Source organism: Stenotrophomonas maltophilia group sp. msm4 (genome assembly GCF_032025605.1).
In the GTDB taxonomy this organism is placed as follows: Bacteria; Pseudomonadota; Gammaproteobacteria; order Xanthomonadales; family Xanthomonadaceae; genus Stenotrophomonas; species Stenotrophomonas sepilia.
On record NZ_JAVSKK010000003.1, the window covers coordinates 100972 to 118796 of the forward strand.

Below are 17825 nucleotides of genomic sequence, written 5' to 3' on the forward strand. Positions count from 1 at the left end.
CTCAGCCCTCGTGGCGACGCGATTGGAGTTGGGCGACCAGCGCTTCCAGCTCGGCCAGCTCGTTGTCGCTGACCTTCTGCCGCTGCGACAGATAGGCCACGAACGGCGACACCGAGCCCTGCAGGGTGTTGTCGACGAACTGCGCCACCGCGCCCTGCAGCACGCTCTGCGGGCCACGGGTGGCCTGGTAGCGGTAGACGCCGTCCTGCTGCCGGCGCTGAAGATACCCCTTCGCCCGCAGGCGCTCCATCATCGTCAGCACAGTGGAACGAGCCAGCCCACGGGCCTCGCCGTAGCCACTGGCGACCTCACCGACACTGGCCGGCGCATGTTCATCGATGTACTGCAGCAGGGCCAGTTCCTGGTCCCCGATGGTCTTGCCGCGCATGACACCACTCCCTTGACTACACGTGTCGTCACTGTCAGCTTGACGACATCTGTAGTCAACCCCCCGGAAGTCATGGGCCGACGAACGGTAGGCACCACCGAGCGCTTAAACCTTTGACCCGCCCGCCGCATCCGATCCGCAACGCCCCGCTGGAATTCCGCATGTCCCGCCCAATGCTCCGAGTCCTGCTCATGCTCGTCAGTGCCCTGCCCTTCGCCGCCGTCTCTGCCAGCCAGGACCAGGCCAACGACCAGACCCGCCGCCTGATCCGCCAGATCATGCTGGAGCAGCGCATCCCGGGATTGCAGATCGCGGTGGTCAAGGATGGGCAGATCGTGCTCTCCGAAGCCTACGGGCTGGCCAACGTGGAGAACGGTGTGCTTGCCTCGCGCGACACCCGCTTCCCGCTCAATTCGGCCACCAAGGCATTCACCGGCGTGGCTGCCGCGCAGCTGGCCCAGCAGGGGCAACTGGATCTGGACGCGCCGGCCTCGCGATATCTGGGTGATCTTCCGCCAGCGTGGAGAGACGTACGCGTACACCAGCTGCTGGCGCATACCTCCGGCCTTCCGGACATCCTTGATGCGAACGGGCTGCTGGGCGGAGGTTCCGAAGCACAGGCATGGGCGGCGGTGACAGCTCGACCGCTGGAAGCGGCGCCTGGGCAGCGCTTCGCCTACAACCAGACCAACTACGTATTGCTGGCACGGATCATCGCGCAGCAATCCGGCATGCCCTACGAACGTTTCCTCGCCACCGGCCAGTTCAGCAGCGCGCGCATGGCCCGCACCACCTTCGGCGACAGCTACGACCTGATTCCGGATGCGGCGACGATGTACAGCCTGGCCCCGCGTGCCACCGACGCTGTAGATGCGCCGTCCCGCCTGTCGCATTGGTTCTACGACATACCGCCTTCGCTGTGGGCGGGTGGCGGCATCCTCACCACCGCCGACGACACCGCGCGCTGGCTGGTCGCGCTGACCGAAGGCCGCCTGTTGCCGGAGACGGCCCTGCGGCGGATGTGGAGCGCAGAGCGCCTGGCGGATGGCCGTGCCGGCCCGTGGGCGGGTGGCTGGGCGGTACTGCGCGCGTCGCCCGACCTTCAGGTGGCCGGTATCGGCGGTGCGCGCTCGGCCTTCGTGGTCTATCCCGAGCGCGGCGTGGCGGTAGTGGTGCTGACCAATCTTGTCGGTGCCAATCCGCAGCAGTTCATTCCGCGCATTGCCGACTTCTATGCGACTGCTGAAACAGCGCTCAGACGCGGCAGGCAGCGGCAACACTGCGAGGGGTAGCGCATGCCGCTCCTGGAGTATCTCCATCCATGTTGGCGGCAATGAGCGCACCGTGTCCGCGATGTGCGCATCATCAACTATCTCGTAAATTTTCCCGTGACAGAGTAGAGCGGCTCGAGTAACCACTCATAGAGCTTTCGGCGCTCTCCCATAATATCTGCTTCAAGCTGCATACCTGGACGCAGTGGCTCGCGGTTCCCATATGCCAGAACATCCTGGTGGTCCAGCGAAACGAAGACACGATACAGGGACTGATTTGGATCGTTGCTCTCCTTACTTTTCATCATTGCGCTTCTGGAGATGCGAATTACGGTGCCCTCATGAGTACCGAACTTTTGGTAGGGATATGCTTGGTACCTCAGCAAAACTCGATCACCCACTTTCACGAAGCCTATCGCGGAACTCGGGACAAGCAACTGCGCTCTTAGCTCGGACCCTTCGGGTAGCAAGCTAAGAATCGCCTGACCTGGCTGTACGGCCTGTCCGGCCTCGACCAACCGGTTCGCGACAAGTCCGGCTACGGGAGCCCGAAGAAGGAGTTCGCCATCGGCCTCCATCCGAATAGTTTCCTGGCTCAGTGCCGCCAAGTCCCGCTCAGACGCGGCCTTAGTCGACAGCCTCTGCTGAGGAATCTCCGCAAGGCGCTGCTCCAGTTCAGCCAGACTCCTACGAATTGACGTCGCTTGGCGTTGGAGCGCCTGCTGTGCGTTCACCATCTCAAGTGTCGATTGCTCTTGCTGGTTGATCTGAACGAGACTCACATAACGCTGACCCTCCACGCTTCTATAGCGAGCTACGGTTTCGCGCCCGATCCTTACCTGCTCGCCGCGTGTCTGGATCTCAGACTCAATCTGGGCTAGCTCTTGCAACATCGCGCTGCGCTGCGCTTTGGCGCCGTCCTGCTGGGCTGCAAACTGTCTGTCCTGAAACTCGCTGATCGCGCTTACGCTTGCAATTCGGCTCCTCTGGGCATCGAGCAAGGTAGACACAGAATCGCGACCGGAGGACGTGACTCTTGGAACATTCACTGTCAGCAGTCCATCTTGAACACGAACATGGTCGCCCTCTTCCACATTCAACCTTGACACGACACCTGCAGAGGGAGCGACGACTGTGGACAGCCCGAGATCTGGCACAAGTTCACCCAGTACCCGCGATCTGCGCGAGTACTCGCCCAGGTACAGGAAGCTGACAATTGTCGAGGCAGCTATCGCTGCGAAGAGCCCCAGAATCCAGAATCGAACAGGTTGCGCGAGAGATATCGCCCCGAGCCAGCTGCGCCGCTGTGCGTCCACTGCCTCCTTTCGGAACAAATCGCTCATGAAACAGTGACCTTTTCACGCTGTTCTCCGTTCGCCAAAGGACCCGAAGGGCTTCGCTTCAGTTCCGGAGCAATCGTCCCCGCATGCATAACGAGGACTCGGTCGGCACTTGCGATCGTCTCGGGACGATGAGCAATGATCACTCGGGTGAGGTCAAGCTTCCGCACCGCGTTGCTGACAAGCCTCTCTCGATCCACGTCCAGATGGCTGGTTGCCTCGTCAAGAAAGAGAAAACGAGGTTTCCGATACAAGGCTCTAGCAAGGATTACCCTCTGCCTTTGGCCTCCCGACAAGGAGGTTCCCATGTCTCCGATCAGGCTGTTATACCCCATTGGCATCGCAGAGATATCGTCGTGGACTGCAGCTAGGCGAGCTGCCTCACGCACTCGATCTTCGTCCCAGTCCTGATCCTCGAAGGCAATATTTTCACTCACACTTCCCGCGAAGAGCTGATCATCCTGCATTACAGCTCCGATCACTCGGCGATAGGCATCCATGTCGAGCTTGGAAAGCGGCACGCCCCCGACTCGAACCTCGCCTTCGGAGGGTTGCAGAAGGCCAAGCAGAATCTTCAGTAATGTTGTCTTTCCGCAACCCGAGGGACCGATGATGGCCACCGATTCGCCGGGCTCAATCACCAGGCTGCAGTTCCTGAGTACCCACGGCTCACCAGGAGCATAGCGAAAGCCAAGTCCATCGGCCTCGATACGCAGATCATCAGGGGGCAGACCACCTGACCTTAAAGAAGAGCTCTCCGGCTCCGTGAGAACAATGTCAGAAAGCCGCTCACCATGTAAGCGAAGCATGCGGAGTTCCACCCACTTGTCGATCAAGGCGCCCACGCGCTGTGAGAACTGATCCTTGTAGGCAAGGTAAGCGATCAGCATACCCACTGAGAACACGCTCTCCATTGCGAGAAGCGCTCCAATCCAGATGACCGCGATGCGTTCCAGACCAAACACAAATTGGCTTGCGCCACTGAAACCCAGGCCAAACTTCGAAAGCCAAATGTCTCGGTTGATGGCATCGTTCAAAAGGTTGAAGTAGCCAGCTTGGCGAATCGACTCGCGGCCCGCGACCTTCACTGACTGAACTCCGCGGATTGACTCAAGCAGATGACTCTGCTGTTTTGCCCCCGCGATCAACTGCGCCTCGGTTCCGCGCCGAAGAGGATTAAATGCTAACGCGCGCGCGACGGCATACAGGGCGACGGCGATTAGGGTGACGAGAGCGAGCTTCCAGCTGTACAGCAACATCATGCCAAGCGTCACTGTCATCATGAGACCGTCGATCAGCGCTTCAACAAAACTTGTCGTCAGCGTTCGCTGAATGGCCTGAACACTCCCCATGCGCGAGGTGACGTCACCCAGATGGCGCTTCTCAAAGTAATCCAAGGGCAAGTGCATGAGATGTCGAAAGACGTTGCCGGTCCACTGCAGGCTCAACCGATTCGACAGATAAATCACCGCTCTGCCGCGAATCTGTCCGATGCATACCTGCAGTACAAGTGCCAGACCAAAGCCGAGGCCAAGTACAGTCAGAAGGTCTCTATCGGAAGCGACTAGTGCCTGATCAACTGTCCATTGCATGAAGAATGGCGCTATCAGCACGAATATTTGAAGAGCAACTGACAACATCAGCAGCAAGCCGAGGGATCGCCATAGCCCTTCGATCTTTCCGGTCAATTGCTTCAGCGAGACTGCGGCTGGAGGCGGCGTGACCTGGAACTCTGCGGTTGGATGGAGCTCAAGAGCGATGCCCGTAAAGTGCCGCGAGACCTCTTCGAAGGATAGCTTGCGCTTGCCAAATGCCGGGTCCAGGACAGTGACGCTGCTTCGATGGAGCTTCTCAATCACCACGAAGTGATTAAGGTCCCAATGCGCGATGCAGGGCAGTTGCAGCTGGCTCAGATGCTCCATGTCCAAGCTCAACGGGCGACAACGAAAGCCAAGCTTTGCCCCAACGTCAATGATGTGAGCCAGCGTAGCGCCTTTGAGCGAGAGCGGATACCGGCGACGAAGTTCCCGAAGCCCGGCCTTGTTGCCATGGTGCGCCGCGACCATGGCCAAGCATGCAAGACCACACTCAGCCACCTCAGACTGTATAGGGGCGTCCATGCGTCGCCCTCCTAGTCGTGAAAATACTTCATCGATTGCGTTCTCAATTGCGGTGGATCTCCAGACTAAGCGGACGCCCGCTGCAAAATGCTTTCAAAGAACTTTGAGAATAGGATGTAAATTTCGCCACCTTGACTCCAAAGGAACCACAGCAATGCAATCGCACCAAGAACATGAGCGTCCCGCCTTTTGACTCTGAAAACATAGAACTTGCCCCGCTCACCTCCACCTTTTGAATCATCTGATTGCACAAATGGCTCCACGACGAAAAATGGAAGATGCCGGGTAGAAGCACCCGGCATCCAAGGTAATAGGAAGCAACTAGACTATGACGTCAGTGGAAGAATCGGGAGAGGCCGCGTACTCCTTCATCGCGCCCCAAGCACTACCTAGAGCTGAACCCACCATCCTTCCCCAGTTCCAAGTCTGCCAATCTCCACCTGAAATTTCTCCGATTTCATCGCAATGTAGCTCTCGAAATTCCCTCATTTACTTTGGCTCCATATAGCTGGTTCCATTGAACCCGTCCAAGACGCCGCCTACAAAGTCCGCGATTTCATTTCGTTCGTAGTAGACAAACGCGGCCACGGCGGCCCAAGGCAGCCATCCTCCTGAGATGCTATCGATCTGATCTGCAGAAATCTCTTTCATGGAATGCTCCTTATCCTTGATGAAGGGACCATCTTCTTTAACGAATACAACCAACACGGCGGCAGTTCAGGACTCCGCATTCACGCCGCAGGTCAACGATGTGCTTGAATTTGCATTCACATCCATGAGGAAAGTTGCAAATCGCCTGACACTTAGTAGGCAGGCAATGACACTAGCCTCACGTGAGAATATTGGGTTGGCGATCCCGTCTTGGGTGGACCCGAACAGGTTCCCCCTACCCGCGTGGCCCACCCATCACCGGCAGGATCACCCCACTGATGTAACTGGCACAGGCCGGAGATGCCAGGAACACATACGCCGGTGACAGCTCTTCAGGCTGTGCAGGCCGGCCCATGTCGCTGTCCTTGCCAAACTCCGCCACGTCTTCGGCCTGCTTGTCGGCGGGGTTCAGCGGCGTCCATACCGGCCCCGGCGCCACGCAGTTCACGCGGATGCCGCGCGGCAGCAGCTGGCTGGCCAGCGCCGTGGTGAACGCATGGATCGCGCCCTTGGTGGCGGAATAGTCGATCAGCGCCTTGCTGCCGAAGATCCCCGTTTCCGAGCCGGTGTTGATGATGCTGGCGCCTTCGCCCAGATGCGGCAGTACCGCACGCGCCATCTGGATGTAACCGCCGATGTTGGTCTGCAGGGTTTCCTGCAGGTGCGCGTCTTCCAGGTCTTCCAGGCGCTCGCAGTGCAGCTGGAACGCGGCGTTGTTGACCAGGATATCGATGCCGCCGAACGCCTTGGCCACCTGCTTGACAGCCTTGTTGCAGAAGCGCGGGTCGCGCACATCGCCGGCGATCACCACGCAGCGGCCGCCTTCGCGCTCCACGTGCTGGCGGGTGATGTCCGCGTCCTCGGCCTCGTCCAGGTGCAGTACCGCCACATCCGCACCTTCGCGCGCGAACAACACTGCCACCGCACGGCCAATGCCGGAGTCGCCACCGGTGACGATCGCACGCATGCCCTGCAGCTTGCCGCTGCCCGCGTAGTCGGGCGCAAGGAAACGGGGCGCCAGCTCCAGTTCGTGCTCGTGCCCGGGCTTGGCCAGCTGCTGCGCCGGCATCGCCTCCGGCTGCCGGCGTGCGCCGGCCTGGGTCACGGTCTTCTTTGTTGCCTTCTTGGCTGCGCGGGCGTCCTTGGCCTTCTCCTGGTCCTGCAGGCGCCGCTGCCGTGCAGCGACGCGTGCCGCCCGTGGATCACTGGCGGCTGCCTTGCGGGTTGCGGTCTTCACCACGCGCGGGCGATCAGGGTCGGCGACCGCCTTGGTCGAGGTGCTGCCTTTACGCACTTTCGGCGATGCCTTACGGCGGGCGGGGGTCTTCCTGGTGGTGGCCATGCAGGTCTCCTCGGGAGGGAAAGGGGCTGCCGGCCAGCGGCCGGCACTACCGGGGGGCGGCCCATGCCGCTCCTGCAGTGTCTCCACCCACGCTGTTGGCGGCGGTGAGCGCGCCGTGTCCACGATGTGCACGGCATTCATTCCGCCACCACGTCTGACGTCGCACCCTGCACGCAATCACACAAGGAGTGCCTCCATGAAACATGCCATCGCCACCGCCGCCGCCTGCTTTGCCCTTGCCGCCTGCAGCAGCACACCGATGGCCCAGGTGCAGCCGATCGACGGCGTGATTTCCGGCCAGTGCCACAGCGACAGGGTGCGCGGCGCGGTGGGCCTGGCCGCCTCGGACGCCACCGTGGCCCGCGCACGCGTGGACAGCGACAGCCTGCACGTACGGGTCCTGCGCCATGACGGTCCGCGGGTGCCGCCGGCCAGCGAAGGCGGCGACCGCCTGACCATCGAGAAGGGCCGGACCAACAACATCGTTGCGATCTACTGCGGCTGACGACTGCGACTGAGCCGCCGCGCCCGGCGCAGCACTTTCAGGGTGGCCTGCTCCCACTGCCGCGGGCCTCGCAGGCCGGCCAGCGAGGCCAGCTCACCGCGCTCCCAGCCGGCAAACACGCACGGGTCGATGTAGGCCTTGCGGCACACGGCCGGCGTGTTGCCCAGCCGTGCCGCCACGTGGCAGACCACTTCGCGCTGCGCCTTGGCCAGCGCGCGCTGGCTGGCCGGTTCCGGCAGTTCGGTGGCGGCCAATGCCTGTACCGCCGCCAGCGTGCCGCCCCAGGTGCGGAAGTCCTTGGCGGTGAAGTCTTCGCCCATCACCTCGCGCAGGTAGTCGTTCACCGCGCCGGAATCCACCGGCTGCAGCGCGCCTTCGTCGTCGCGGTACTGGAACAGCGCCTGTCCGGGCAGCTGCTGGATGCCGCGCACCAGCGTGCCCAGCCGCCGATCGCCCACCACCACCTCGTGCAACTGCCCGGATTTGCCCCGGAAGCGCATGCGCACGCGGCCACCGCGCAGCAGGTCCAGGTGGCGGTTGCGCAGCGTTGTCAGCCCGTAGGATTTGTTTTCCTGTGCATAGCTTTCGTTGCCCACCCGCACCAGGGTGTCGGCCAGCAGGGCCACCACCACCGCAAGCACCTTGTCGCGCGGGAAGCCGGGCTGCTTCAGATCGCGCGACAGCCGCCGCCGCAACGTGGGCAACGCCTCGCCAAAGGCGATGATGCGATCGAACTTGCCGGCATCGCGCTCCTTCGCCCAATCGGCATGGTAGCGATACTGCTTGCGTCCACGCGCATCGCGGCCGGTGGCCTGCAGGTGGCCATTGGCGTGGGCGCAGATCCACACAGCGGTATACGCAGGTGGAATCGCCAGCGCACGGATGCGCTGCAGGGTGGCGGCATCGCGAACCGGGTGGCCATCGGCATCGCGGTAACTGAAGCCCTTGCCGGCGCGGCGCCGGCTGATGCCTGGCTGGGTGTCATCGACATAGCGCAGGCCGGCCGCGCGCGCGGCCTGTCGTTCGGGGGTAGAGGAGGTTGACATGACCGCAGTGTCGCCGTCGCGATGCCGCGAACCTGTCGATAACAGAAGACAAACACGTGAGGGTCGGTTCGCCGCTATGCTCGGGCTTTCACAATCCCTTCCGGAGTCATGATGTCGTTCCCGATTCGCGCCCGTTCGCTCTCCGCCCTGCTGCTGCCGGCCGTGCTGGCCCTGACCGCCTGCCAGGCTCCGGCGCTGGATGAACAGGATTCGGCCACTGCCCATGCCCAGCAGGCGGCCGAAGCCGCCAAGGCGCCGGCCGACGAAACCGGCAAGGCCACCGAGGCACCGCCGGTCGGCACCTGCGATGCCAGCCAGGTGCAGAGCCTGGTCGGCCAGGCCTACGCCGACGCGCTGGGCAAGCAGGCGCAGGAAGATGCCGGTGCCCACCAGCTGCGCGTCATGAAGCCCAATGACGTCGCCACCATGGAGTTCCTCGGCGACCGCCTGAACATCGAAGTGGACGACAAGGGCCTGGTCAGCGGCGTGCGCTGCGGCTGAGTTCGACCGCGCGCCGGCACGGGGTTGCCGGCGCGTTCTGTTGCACCTGCAACCGTGTATTGCGGCGCTGCAGCAACCTGTGATCTAGTCGAGGCATCCGGTGGCCTCACGATGCGCTCCAGGGAATGAGCGGGGACGAGTGTCGCCGCCAACCCTATACGCATCGAGGTAGAGATGGCCCCCCGCAACCGCCAAGGGCTTTACGACCCGCGCTCCGAGCGCGATGCCTGTGGATTTGGCATGGTCGCCCAGCTCGACGATCAACCTTCGCGCCTGTTGGTTGATACCGCCATCGCCGCGCTTTCGCGCATGACCCACCGCGGCGGCGTCGCCGCCGATGGCCTGACCGGCGATGGCTGCGGCCTGCTGCTGCGCCGCCCCGATGCGTTCCTGAAACTGCTGGCCAGTGAAGCCGGCATCGCCGTCGCCGCACGCTTCGCTGCCGGCCTGGTGTTCCTGCCACACGATGCCGAGGCTGCACACGCCTGCCGCACGCAGCTGCAGGCGCAGCTCGAAGCGGTCGGCTGCAAGGTCGCCGGCTGGCGCGAGGTACCCACCGACGACAGCGTCTGCGGCCAGCTGGCGCGCGACACCCTGCCACGCATCGAGCAGGTGTTCGTCGATGCCGGCGTCGGCCAGGATGATGCCGGCTTCGCGCTGGCGCTGTTCCTGGCCCGTCGCCGCAGCGAACAGCAGCTGCGCGACCATGCCGACTTCTACGTCACCACCCTCACCCCGGATGCGATCAGCTACAAGGGCATGGTGCTGCCGGACAAGCTCAGCCGCTTCTTCCCCGACCTGCAGCGCCGCGAACTGGCCTCCAGCGCGATCGTGTTCCACCAGCGCTTCTCCACCAACACGCTGCCGCGCTGGCCGCTGGCGCACCCGTTCCGGATGCTCGCCCACAACGGCGAGATCAACACCATCGAAGGCAACCGTCGCTGGGCGCAGGCGCGCAGCAAGGTGTGGAAGACGCCGCGCTTCGACATCGCCGAGTTCGATCCGGTGATCTCCATGCACGGTTCGGACTCGCAGAGCCTGGACAACATGCTGGAGCTGATGGTCGCCGGTGGCATGGAACTGATCCAGGCGCTGCGCATCCTGGTGCCGCCGGCCACCCAGTCGCTGGAGTTCAAGGACCCCGACCTGGCCGCGTTCTACGAGTTCCACGGCCTGAACAGCGAGCCGTGGGACGGCCCGGCCGGCATCGTCGCCTGCGACAGCCGCTACGCGGTGTGCACGCTGGACCGCAACGGCCTGCGCCCGGCGCGCTGGATGCTCACCGCCGACCGCCACTTCCTGGTCGCCTCCGAAGCCGGCGTGTGGGAAGTGCCGACCGAGCGCGTGGTGCGCAAGGGCAAGCTCGGCCCCGGCGAAATGGTGGCCATCGACCTCAAGCGCGGCGACCTGCTCGATTCGGACGCGGTGGACCGCATCAACCGCGGCCGCGCGCCGTACAAGCAGTGGCTGCAGCAGGGCGTGACCTACCTGCAGACCGAACTGATCGACCCGTCGCTGGTGGAAGAGCCGTTCGACGAAGCCACCCTGCGCAGCTACCACAAGCTCTACCAGCTCAGCAGCGAGGAAGTGGAACAGGTGCTGCGGCCGCTGGCCGAGACCGAGCAGGAAGCCACCGGCTCGATGGGCGACGACACACCGATGGCCGTGCTGAGCCAGCGCAGCCGTCCGCTGTACGACTATTTCCGCCAGGCCTTCGCGCAGGTCACCAACCCGCCGATCGATCCGCTGCGCGAAGACTGCGCGATGTCCCTGTCCACCCAGCTCGGCAAGGAGACCAACATCTTCCATGCCGGCCCGGAGACGGTGAACCACGTCATCCTCAACTCGCCGGTGCTGAGCCAGCGCAAGCTGCGCCAGCTGCTGAAGATGGACCAGTACGTGCAGGCCAACCGCCTGCTCGACCTGTCCTACAGCGAAGACGAGGGCCTGCGTGCCGGCATCGAGCGCATCTGTGCCGAGGCCGAGCAGGCCGCGCGCGAGGGCATGGTGATGCTGCTGCTGTCCGACCGCTACCCGGTGGCCGGTCGGCCGATGGTGCATGCGCTGCTGGCCACCAGCGCCATCCACCACCACCTCTCGCGGCTGGGGCTGCGCTGCGACGTCAATCTGATCGTCGAAACCGGCACCGCGCGCGACCCGCACCACATGGCCTGCCTGCTCGGCTTCGGTGCCACCGCGGTGTATCCGTACCTGGCCTACCAGACCCTGTTCGACCTGGGCCGACGCGGCATCCTCAAGCTCAGCAAGGGCGGCGAGCAGTCGCAGATCGGCCGCCGCTACCGCAAGGGCATCTACAAGGGCCTGTCGAAGATCATCTCGAAGATGGGCATCTGTACGGTGGCCAGCTATCGCGGCGCACAGCTGTTCGAGATCATCGGCCTGGAACCCGAGGTTGTGGACATGTGCTTCCCGGACACCGCCTCGCGCATCGGCGGCGCCGGCTTCGCACGCCTGGATGCCGACGCGCGCGAGCTGTGCGCGCAGGCCTGGGATGCGCAGCAGGGCGTGGACGTGGGCGGCCTGCTGAAGTACGTGCACGGCGGCGAGTACCACATGTACAACCCCGACGTGGTCACCACCCTGCAGCGCGCCGCGCGCAGCGGTGACCCGCGTGCGTGGCAGCAGTACTGCGATGCGGTGCACGCGCGCCCGCCATCGGCGCTGCGCGACCTGCTGGAACTGGTGCCGGCCGCAATGCCGGTGCCGCTGGACGAGGTCGCCCCGGCCAGCGCCCTGTTCCCGCGCTTCGATACTGCAGCGATCAGCCTCGGCGCCCTGTCGCCGGAAGCGCACGAGGCACTGGCCATCGCCATGAACCGCCTCGGCGGCCGCAGCAATTCCGGCGAAGGCGGCGAGGATCCCGCACGCTATGGCACCGCGAAGCGCAGCAAGATCAAGCAGGTGGCCTCGGGCCGCTTCGGCGTCACCGCCGAATACCTGGTCAATGCCGAGGTGCTGCAGATCAAGGTCGCGCAGGGCGCCAAGCCCGGCGAGGGCGGCCAGCTGCCGGGGCACAAGGTCAACGAACTGATCGCACGCCTGCGCTATGCGCGCCCGGGCATCGGCCTGATCTCGCCGCCACCGCACCACGACATCTATTCGATCGAAGACCTGGCGCAGCTGATCTACGACCTCAAGCAGGTCAACCCGACCGCGCTGGTGTCGGTGAAGCTGGTCAGCCATGCCGGCGTCGGCACGATTGCCGCAGGCGTGGTCAAGGCCGGTGCGGACCTGATCACCATCTCCGGCCATGACGGCGGCACCGGTGCGTCGCCGGTCAGCTCGATCCGCTATGCCGGCGTGCCATGGGAACTGGGCGTGGCCGAAGCGCACCAGGCGCTGCTGGCCAACGACCTGCGCGGGCGCACCCTGCTGCAGACCGATGGCGGCCTGAAGACCGGCCTGGATGTGGTCAAGGCCGCGCTGCTGGGAGCGGACAGCTTCGGCTTCGGCACCGCGCCGATGATCGTGCTGGGCTGCAAGTACCTGCGCATCTGCCACCTCAACAACTGCGCCACCGGCGTCGCCACCCAGGACGAGCGCCTGCGCGAGAACCACTTCACCGGCCAGCCCGAACGCGTGGAGAACTTCTTCCGCCTGCTGGCCGAGGAAGTGCGCGGCTGGCTGTCGTACCTGGGCGTGCGTTCGCTGGAAGAGATCGTCGGCCGCACCGACCTGCTGCGGCAGATCGACGCGGCACCGCGCGAGGGCGTGCGCGTGGACCTGTCGCGCCTGCTGGCCGATGCCCGCTACGAAGGCAGCCACTGCGCCGCCCAGCGCCTGTACGAATCGCCGGACAGCCTGGCCACGCAGATGGATGGGCTGCTGGCCCCGGCCATCGAGCACAAGCGCGGTGGCGAGCACCGCTTCCTGATCCACAACACCGACCGCAGCATCGGCACCCGCCTGGCCGGCGCGGTTGCGCGCGCGCACGGCAACCAGGGCATGGCCGAGGCACCGCTGGAACTGCGCTTCCGTGGCAGCGCCGGGCAGAGCTTCGGTGCCTTCAACGTCGGTGGCCTGCACCTGGAAGTGGAAGGCGAAGCCAACGACTACGTCGGCAAGGGCATGGCCGGCGGCCGGCTGGTGGTGCGTCCGCCGCGTGGCGCCCGCTTCGAGGCACGCAGCACCGCCATCATTGGCAACACCTGCCTGTATGGCGCTACCGGTGGCGAGCTGTTCGCCGCCGGTCGTGCCGGCGAACGCTTCGCGGTGCGCAATTCGGGCGCGCTGGCGGTGGTGGAAGGTGCCGGTGACCACTGCTGCGAGTACATGACCGACGGCGTGGTGCTGGTGCTGGGCAAGGTCGGGCTGAACTTCGGCGCCGGCTTCACCGGTGGCCTGGCTTACGTGCTGGACGTGGACCGCGATTTTGTCGACCGCTACAACCACGAGCTGATCGACATCCATCGCGTCTCCGCCGAAGGCTTCGAGAACTACCGCCAGCACCTGCACCGCCTGATCGGCCGCCACCGCGAGCTGACCGGCAGCATCTGGGCACAGCAGATCCTGGACGAGTTCCGCGATTACATCGGCAAGTTCTGGCTGGTCAAACCGAAGGCCGCCAGCATCGAGTCGCTGACCGAAACCCTGCGACGCGCCGCCTGACGGTAGTGCCGGCCGCTGGCCGGCAACCCAGGATCACGTAGTGCCGGCCGCTGGCCGGCATCCGTAAAACACCACAGAGTCCGCCATGAGCCGCAAGCACGCCTTCCAGTTCCTCGACCTGCCCCGCACCATGCCGCAGCGCATCCCGGTGGAACTGCGCACGTCCGGCGACTGGGGCGAGCTGTACGGCAAGTTCGGCAAGGAAGACGCCCAGTACCAGGCGGGCCGCTGCCTGGACTGCGGCAACCCGTACTGCAGCTGGAAGTGCCCGGTGCACAACGCCATTCCGCAGTGGCTGCAGCTGGTGCAGGAAAACCGCATCCACGAGGCCGCCACGCTGTGCCACAGCACCAATCCGCTGCCGGAAGTGTGCGGCCGGGTCTGCCCGCAGGATCGGCTGTGCGAAGGCAGCTGCACGCTGGAGGAATTCGGCGCGGTCACCATCGGCGCGGTGGAGAAGTACATCGTCGATACCGCACTGGCCAGTGGCTGGCGCCCGGACCTTGGCGCGGTGCAGCCGACCGGCCACAGTGTGGCGGTGATTGGTGCCGGCCCGGCCGGGCTGGCCTGTGCCGACCGCCTGGCACGCGCCGGCATTGCCGCCGTGGTCTACGACCGCTACGAGCAGATCGGTGGCCTGCTGCAGTTCGGCATTCCCAGCTTCAAGCTGGACAAGGACGTGATCCATCGCCGCCGTGAAGTACTGGAAGGCATGGGCGTGCAGTTCCGCCTCGGTGTGGAGATCGGCCGTGATGTCAGCGTGCAGCAGTTGCTGGACAGCCACGATGCGGTGTTCATCGGCACCGGCGCCTACCGCTATACCGAGGGTGGCCTGGTCGGCCAGGACCTGAAGGGCGTGCTGCCGGCGCTGCCGTTCCTGGTGCAGAACAGCCGCATCGTCGGCGGCGATGATCCGAAGGGCCGGCCGATCGCCGGCTGGGAAGACACCATCGCCCTGCCCGACCTCAACGGCAAGCGCGTGGTGGTTCTGGGCGGTGGCGATACCGGCATGGACTGCGTGCGCAGTGCGGTGCGGCTGGGCGCGGCCAAGGTCACCTGCGCCTATCGCCGCGACGAAGCCAACATGCCCGGCAGCGCGCGCGAAGTCGCCAATGCACGCGAGGAAGGGGTGCGCTTCCTGTTCAACCGGCAGCCGCTGTCGATCGAAGCCGGCGCCGACGACGAGGTGATCGGCGTGACCGTGGTCGAGACCCGGCTGGGCGAGCCCGATGCCAATGGCCGCCAGAACGCGGTGCCGATCGAAGGCAGTGAGTCGCTGCTGGAGGCAGACGTGGTGATCATCGCCTTCGGCTTCTCGCCGAGCGTGCCGGCGTGGCTGGCGGAACTGGGGGTGGAAGGCCAGCCCAATGGCCGCATCCTCGCCGGTGGCAAGGACCGCCTGCCGTTCCAGACCGCGCATCCACGCCTGTTCGCCGGTGGTGACGCGGTGCGTGGTGCCGATCTCGTGGTAACCGCGGTGGCCGAAGGCCGCGACGCTGCTGCCAGCATCGTCCGCCTACTGGCGCACTGAGTCCGGCAGCAGCAGCACTTCCAGCAGCGCGCGCAGTTCGTGCACCTCCAGCGGCTTGGCCAGGAAATGGTCGATGCCCGCATCACGGCAGGCCTCACGGGTGCGCTCCAGCACGCTGGCAGTCAGCGCAATGATCGGGACCCGCGCACGGGTGGCGCAGGCGTCGCTCCGGATCGCCCGGGCCAGCGCGAAGCCATCCATGTGCGGCATGTGGCAGTCGGTGATGACCAGGTCGAACGGTTGCGCCTGCCAGGCCTCCCATGCCTGCAGGCCGTCGCTACAGGCGTGCACCTGCAGTCCCAGCTCGCACAGGCGTTGTGCCAGCAACTGCAGGTTGGTCGGATGATCCTCGGCCACCAGCACCCGCGCCGGCGGCAACGGTCGTTGCGCGGGCCGTGCCGTCGCCGGTCCCGCAGCGGGGGCCGCACAGGCCGCCAGGTCCAGCTCCAGCCACACAGTGGTGCCCTTGCCGGGCACGCTGCGCAGGTGCAGACGCCCGCCCATCGACGTCGCCAGCTCGCGGCAGATCGACAGCCCCAGGCCACTGCCGCCGAAACGGCGCGTGGTCGACGCCTCGGCCTGCTCGTAGGCGGCAAACACCGCCTGTTGCCGCTCCACGCTGATGCCCACGCCGGTGTCGGTCACCTGCAGGCGCAGTCGCTGGCCGCCGTCGCGCTGCTGCAGCACGCGGACCTGCAACACCACGCTTCCCTGCAGGGTGAACTTGAGCGCATTGCCGGCCAGGTTGAACAGGACCTGCCGCAGGCGCAGCCCGTCAGCCAGCGACCAGGGCTGCAACGTCGGGTCGATCTCGCTGCACAGGTGCAGCCCGCGGCTGGCCGCGACGGGCATCAACAGCTGCTGCACCGCGCGCACCAGCGCCGCCAGATCGGTCGGACGCAGCTGCAGGGGCGCCGGCTGCAGGCGCTGGCTGTGCAGCACATCGTCGAGGATCTGCCGCAGCATCTGCGCAGCGTCACCGACGGTGGTCAGCACCTGCCGCTGGCCCGCATCCAGGTCCGTGCCAGCCAGCCGCTCCAGCATGCCCAGCAGGGTGCTCATCGGCGTGCGGATCTCGTGGCTCATGGTCGCCAGGAAATGGCCCTTGGCCAGCGCCGCCTGCTCGGCCGCGCGGCGCGCCTCGGCCAACGCCGTTGCGCGCGCCTGGGCTTCGCTGACGTCCATCCAGTAGCCGCTCCACTCCACGCTGCTGTCATCGCACGGCAACGGTCGTCCCTGTGATCGGACCCAGCGCCAGCCCTGCGCCGACCGGGTGCGGAAGGTAACGTCGATCGGACCGCGCACGAGCGCGGCCGCTTCGATGCTCGCCATCACCCGGCTGCGGTCACCGGCATGCACGGCCGCCAGCAGCTGCAGATGGTCGATCTGCTCAGTCTCCACGGCTACGCCGAACAGCGCCTGCACGTCGCCGGCGATCTGCGCCAGGCTGTAGTGGCCGGTTGCCGAACGGCGCGCCTGGTAGACCACCGCCGGCAGGTTCGCGGTGACTTCATGCAAGCGCTGCTCCAGCACCCGGCGACGCACGCTCTCGCGATGCACGCGCCAGTAGCCGAAGGCATGCAGCAGTATGAGCGCGAGCAGGATCAGCGACACCGGCACCAGCCAGCGCAGTGCCGAACCGGCGGGCCGCGCACGTGGCAGTTCCGGCAGCCAGGCACTGCGAACCGACGCCCGACGCGCATCGCCCTCCCGCTGCAGCTCCCGGTCGAAGGCAGCGACCACCGCGGCACAGGCCGGTACGGCGGCCAGCACCAGTGCATCGCCGAAGCCCGCGGGTGCTGCGATCACCAGAGGGTCACCCGGCACGGCGCGAAGCGCGGCTTCGACTTCAGCGAGATTGGCCACCACGGCATCGACCAGCCCGGCGCGCAGCAGTGACAGCGCGTGGTCCAGCGGCGCCGGTGCCAGCAGCTGCGCACCCGGGGCCTGTTCGGCCAGCAATGCGTCCAGCGGCAGCCGGTCCGGGCTGGCCACGCTGCGGCCACGCAGTCCCTCCAACCCCAGCACTGGCGCTGCACCCTCGCGCCGCACGATCACCTGTGGCACTTCCAGGTAGGGGCTGCTGGCCACCCAGCCGGTCGGCAGCTGTGCGCGCGGCCAGCCCAGCAGCACCTGGGTGCCAGCCGGCAGCGGGTCATCGGTGAGCACCGCTGCGGGCAACGGCTGCGCATGCTGCACTGCCTGCGGGCCCAGCAGCGGCAGGTAATCTGCAGCCAACCCCGCAAGGTCGCCCTGCGCGTTGTATGACAGCGGCGGCCGATCGGAACGCCATGCCAGCTGCAGTGGACTCGAACAGCCGGACGCAGCAGCGATGCCGGGCAGCAACAGCGATGCCATGACAGCGGCGACGGCGCGGCGGCCGGCGACATTCACGGTAGACATCCTCATTTCGCGGGCAGGAACCACGGCCGCGCAGCGGTACCGCTGCCAGCCACGCTAGCGAGGCGCGCTTCCGCGACAATGAGAAAAATTCGAAAAAC

Annotated in this window: 12 protein-coding genes; 5 read left to right on the plus strand and 7 right to left on the minus strand. The window is 65.5% G+C overall.

The window, feature by feature from the left end:
• Position 1 precedes the first annotated feature (1 nt).
• Positions 2 to 388: a BlaI/MecI/CopY family transcriptional regulator gene (locus ROV93_RS14795; RefSeq protein WP_072167402.1), complete on the minus strand. Its 387-nt coding sequence runs from the start codon at positions 386 to 388 to the stop codon at positions 2 to 4.
• A gap of 191 nt (positions 389 to 579) precedes the next feature.
• On the opposite strand from ROV93_RS14795, the gene ROV93_RS14800 reads away from it, so the two are divergent.
• Positions 580 to 1680 carry a serine hydrolase domain-containing protein gene (locus tag ROV93_RS14800; RefSeq protein WP_072167436.1) on the plus strand — a complete coding sequence of 367 codons (1101 nt, stop codon included), beginning with the start codon at positions 580 to 582 and terminating at the stop codon, positions 1678 to 1680.
• Positions 1681 to 1757: 77 nt separating this feature from the next.
• On the opposite strand, the gene ROV93_RS14805 is transcribed toward ROV93_RS14800, so the two are convergent.
• From ROV93_RS14805 to ROV93_RS14820, 4 genes are all read right to left on the minus strand, one after another.
• On the minus strand, positions 1758 to 3002 hold the full coding sequence (locus ROV93_RS14805; RefSeq protein ID WP_072167403.1) for an HlyD family efflux transporter periplasmic adaptor subunit: 1245 nt from the start codon (positions 3000 to 3002) through the stop codon (positions 1758 to 1760).
• Positions 2999 to 5119, minus strand: coding sequence for a peptidase domain-containing ABC transporter (locus ROV93_RS14810; protein ID WP_072167404.1), 2121 nt, complete (start codon positions 5117 to 5119; stop codon positions 2999 to 3001). Before ROV93_RS14810 ends, ROV93_RS14805 begins: the two co-directional genes overlap by 4 nt.
• A gap of 489 nt (positions 5120 to 5608) precedes the next feature.
• Positions 5609 to 5770 carry a hypothetical protein gene (locus ROV93_RS14815; protein WP_155760601.1) on the minus strand — a complete coding sequence of 54 codons (162 nt, stop codon included), beginning with the start codon at positions 5768 to 5770 and terminating at the stop codon, positions 5609 to 5611.
• A gap of 235 nt (positions 5771 to 6005) precedes the next feature.
• Positions 6006 to 7112, minus strand: a complete 1107-nt coding sequence (locus ROV93_RS14820; RefSeq protein ID WP_312540298.1) for an SDR family oxidoreductase — start codon at positions 7110 to 7112, stop codon at positions 6006 to 6008.
• 196 nt (positions 7113 to 7308) lie between these two features.
• Between ROV93_RS14820 and ROV93_RS14825 the strand changes: the two genes are divergently transcribed.
• On the plus strand, positions 7309 to 7617 hold the full coding sequence (locus ROV93_RS14825; RefSeq protein WP_005421049.1) for a hypothetical protein: 309 nt from the start codon (positions 7309 to 7311) through the stop codon (positions 7615 to 7617).
• Here ROV93_RS14825 and ROV93_RS14830 read toward each other — a convergent pair.
• Positions 7605 to 8663, minus strand: coding sequence for a DNA topoisomerase IB (locus tag ROV93_RS14830; protein WP_072167406.1), 1059 nt, complete (start codon positions 8661 to 8663; stop codon positions 7605 to 7607). The genes ROV93_RS14825 and ROV93_RS14830 overlap by 13 nt on opposite strands.
• Before the next feature lie 111 nt (positions 8664 to 8774).
• On the opposite strand from ROV93_RS14830, the gene ROV93_RS14835 reads away from it, so the two are divergent.
• From ROV93_RS14835 to ROV93_RS14845, 3 genes are all read left to right on the plus strand, one after another.
• Positions 8775 to 9164 (plus strand): I78 family peptidase inhibitor, encoded by a 390-nt coding sequence (locus tag ROV93_RS14835; protein WP_032954733.1) that lies wholly within the window; start codon positions 8775 to 8777, stop codon positions 9162 to 9164.
• A gap of 174 nt (positions 9165 to 9338) precedes the next feature.
• A complete protein-coding gene (gltB, locus tag ROV93_RS14840) occupies positions 9339 to 13793 on the plus strand; it encodes a glutamate synthase large subunit (protein ID WP_072167407.1) in 4455 nt (1484 codons plus the stop codon).
• Between the two features lie 85 nt (positions 13794 to 13878).
• Positions 13879 to 15324, plus strand: a complete 1446-nt coding sequence (locus ROV93_RS14845) for an FAD-dependent oxidoreductase (protein WP_072167408.1) — start codon at positions 13879 to 13881, stop codon at positions 15322 to 15324.
• On the opposite strand, the gene ROV93_RS14850 is transcribed toward ROV93_RS14845, so the two are convergent.
• On the minus strand, positions 15310 to 17718 hold the full coding sequence (locus ROV93_RS14850) for an ATP-binding protein (RefSeq protein ID WP_072167409.1): 2409 nt from the start codon (positions 17716 to 17718) through the stop codon (positions 15310 to 15312). The genes ROV93_RS14845 and ROV93_RS14850 overlap by 15 nt on opposite strands.
• Positions 17719 to 17825 lie beyond the last annotated feature (107 nt).

What these genes read in the sequence shown, in the direction of transcription:
- ROV93_RS14795 (WP_072167402.1), bottom strand. Translation starts at nt 388, where the DNA reads ATGCGCGGCAAGACCATCGGGGACCAGGAACTGGCCCTGCTGCAGTAC.
- ROV93_RS14800 (WP_072167436.1), top strand. Translation starts at nt 580, where the DNA reads ATGCTCGTCAGTGCCCTGCCCTTCGCCGCCGTCTCTGCCAGCCAGGAC.
- ROV93_RS14805 (WP_072167403.1), bottom strand. Translation starts at nt 3,002, where the DNA reads ATGAGCGATTTGTTCCGAAAGGAGGCAGTGGACGCACAGCGGCGCAGC.
- ROV93_RS14810 (WP_072167404.1), bottom strand. Translation starts at nt 5,119, where the DNA reads ATGGACGCCCCTATACAGTCTGAGGTGGCTGAGTGTGGTCTTGCATGC.
- ROV93_RS14815 (WP_155760601.1), bottom strand. Translation starts at nt 5,770, where the DNA reads ATGAAAGAGATTTCTGCAGATCAGATCGATAGCATCTCAGGAGGATGG.
- ROV93_RS14820 (WP_312540298.1), bottom strand. Translation starts at nt 7,112, where the DNA reads ATGGCCACCACCAGGAAGACCCCCGCCCGCCGTAAGGCATCGCCGAAA.
- ROV93_RS14825 (WP_005421049.1), top strand. Translation starts at nt 7,309, where the DNA reads ATGAAACATGCCATCGCCACCGCCGCCGCCTGCTTTGCCCTTGCCGCC.
- ROV93_RS14830 (WP_072167406.1), bottom strand. Translation starts at nt 8,663, where the DNA reads ATGTCAACCTCCTCTACCCCCGAACGACAGGCCGCGCGCGCGGCCGGC.
- ROV93_RS14835 (WP_032954733.1), top strand. Translation starts at nt 8,775, where the DNA reads ATGTCGTTCCCGATTCGCGCCCGTTCGCTCTCCGCCCTGCTGCTGCCG.
- gltB (WP_072167407.1), top strand. Translation starts at nt 9,339, where the DNA reads ATGGCCCCCCGCAACCGCCAAGGGCTTTACGACCCGCGCTCCGAGCGC.
- ROV93_RS14845 (WP_072167408.1), top strand. Translation starts at nt 13,879, where the DNA reads ATGAGCCGCAAGCACGCCTTCCAGTTCCTCGACCTGCCCCGCACCATG.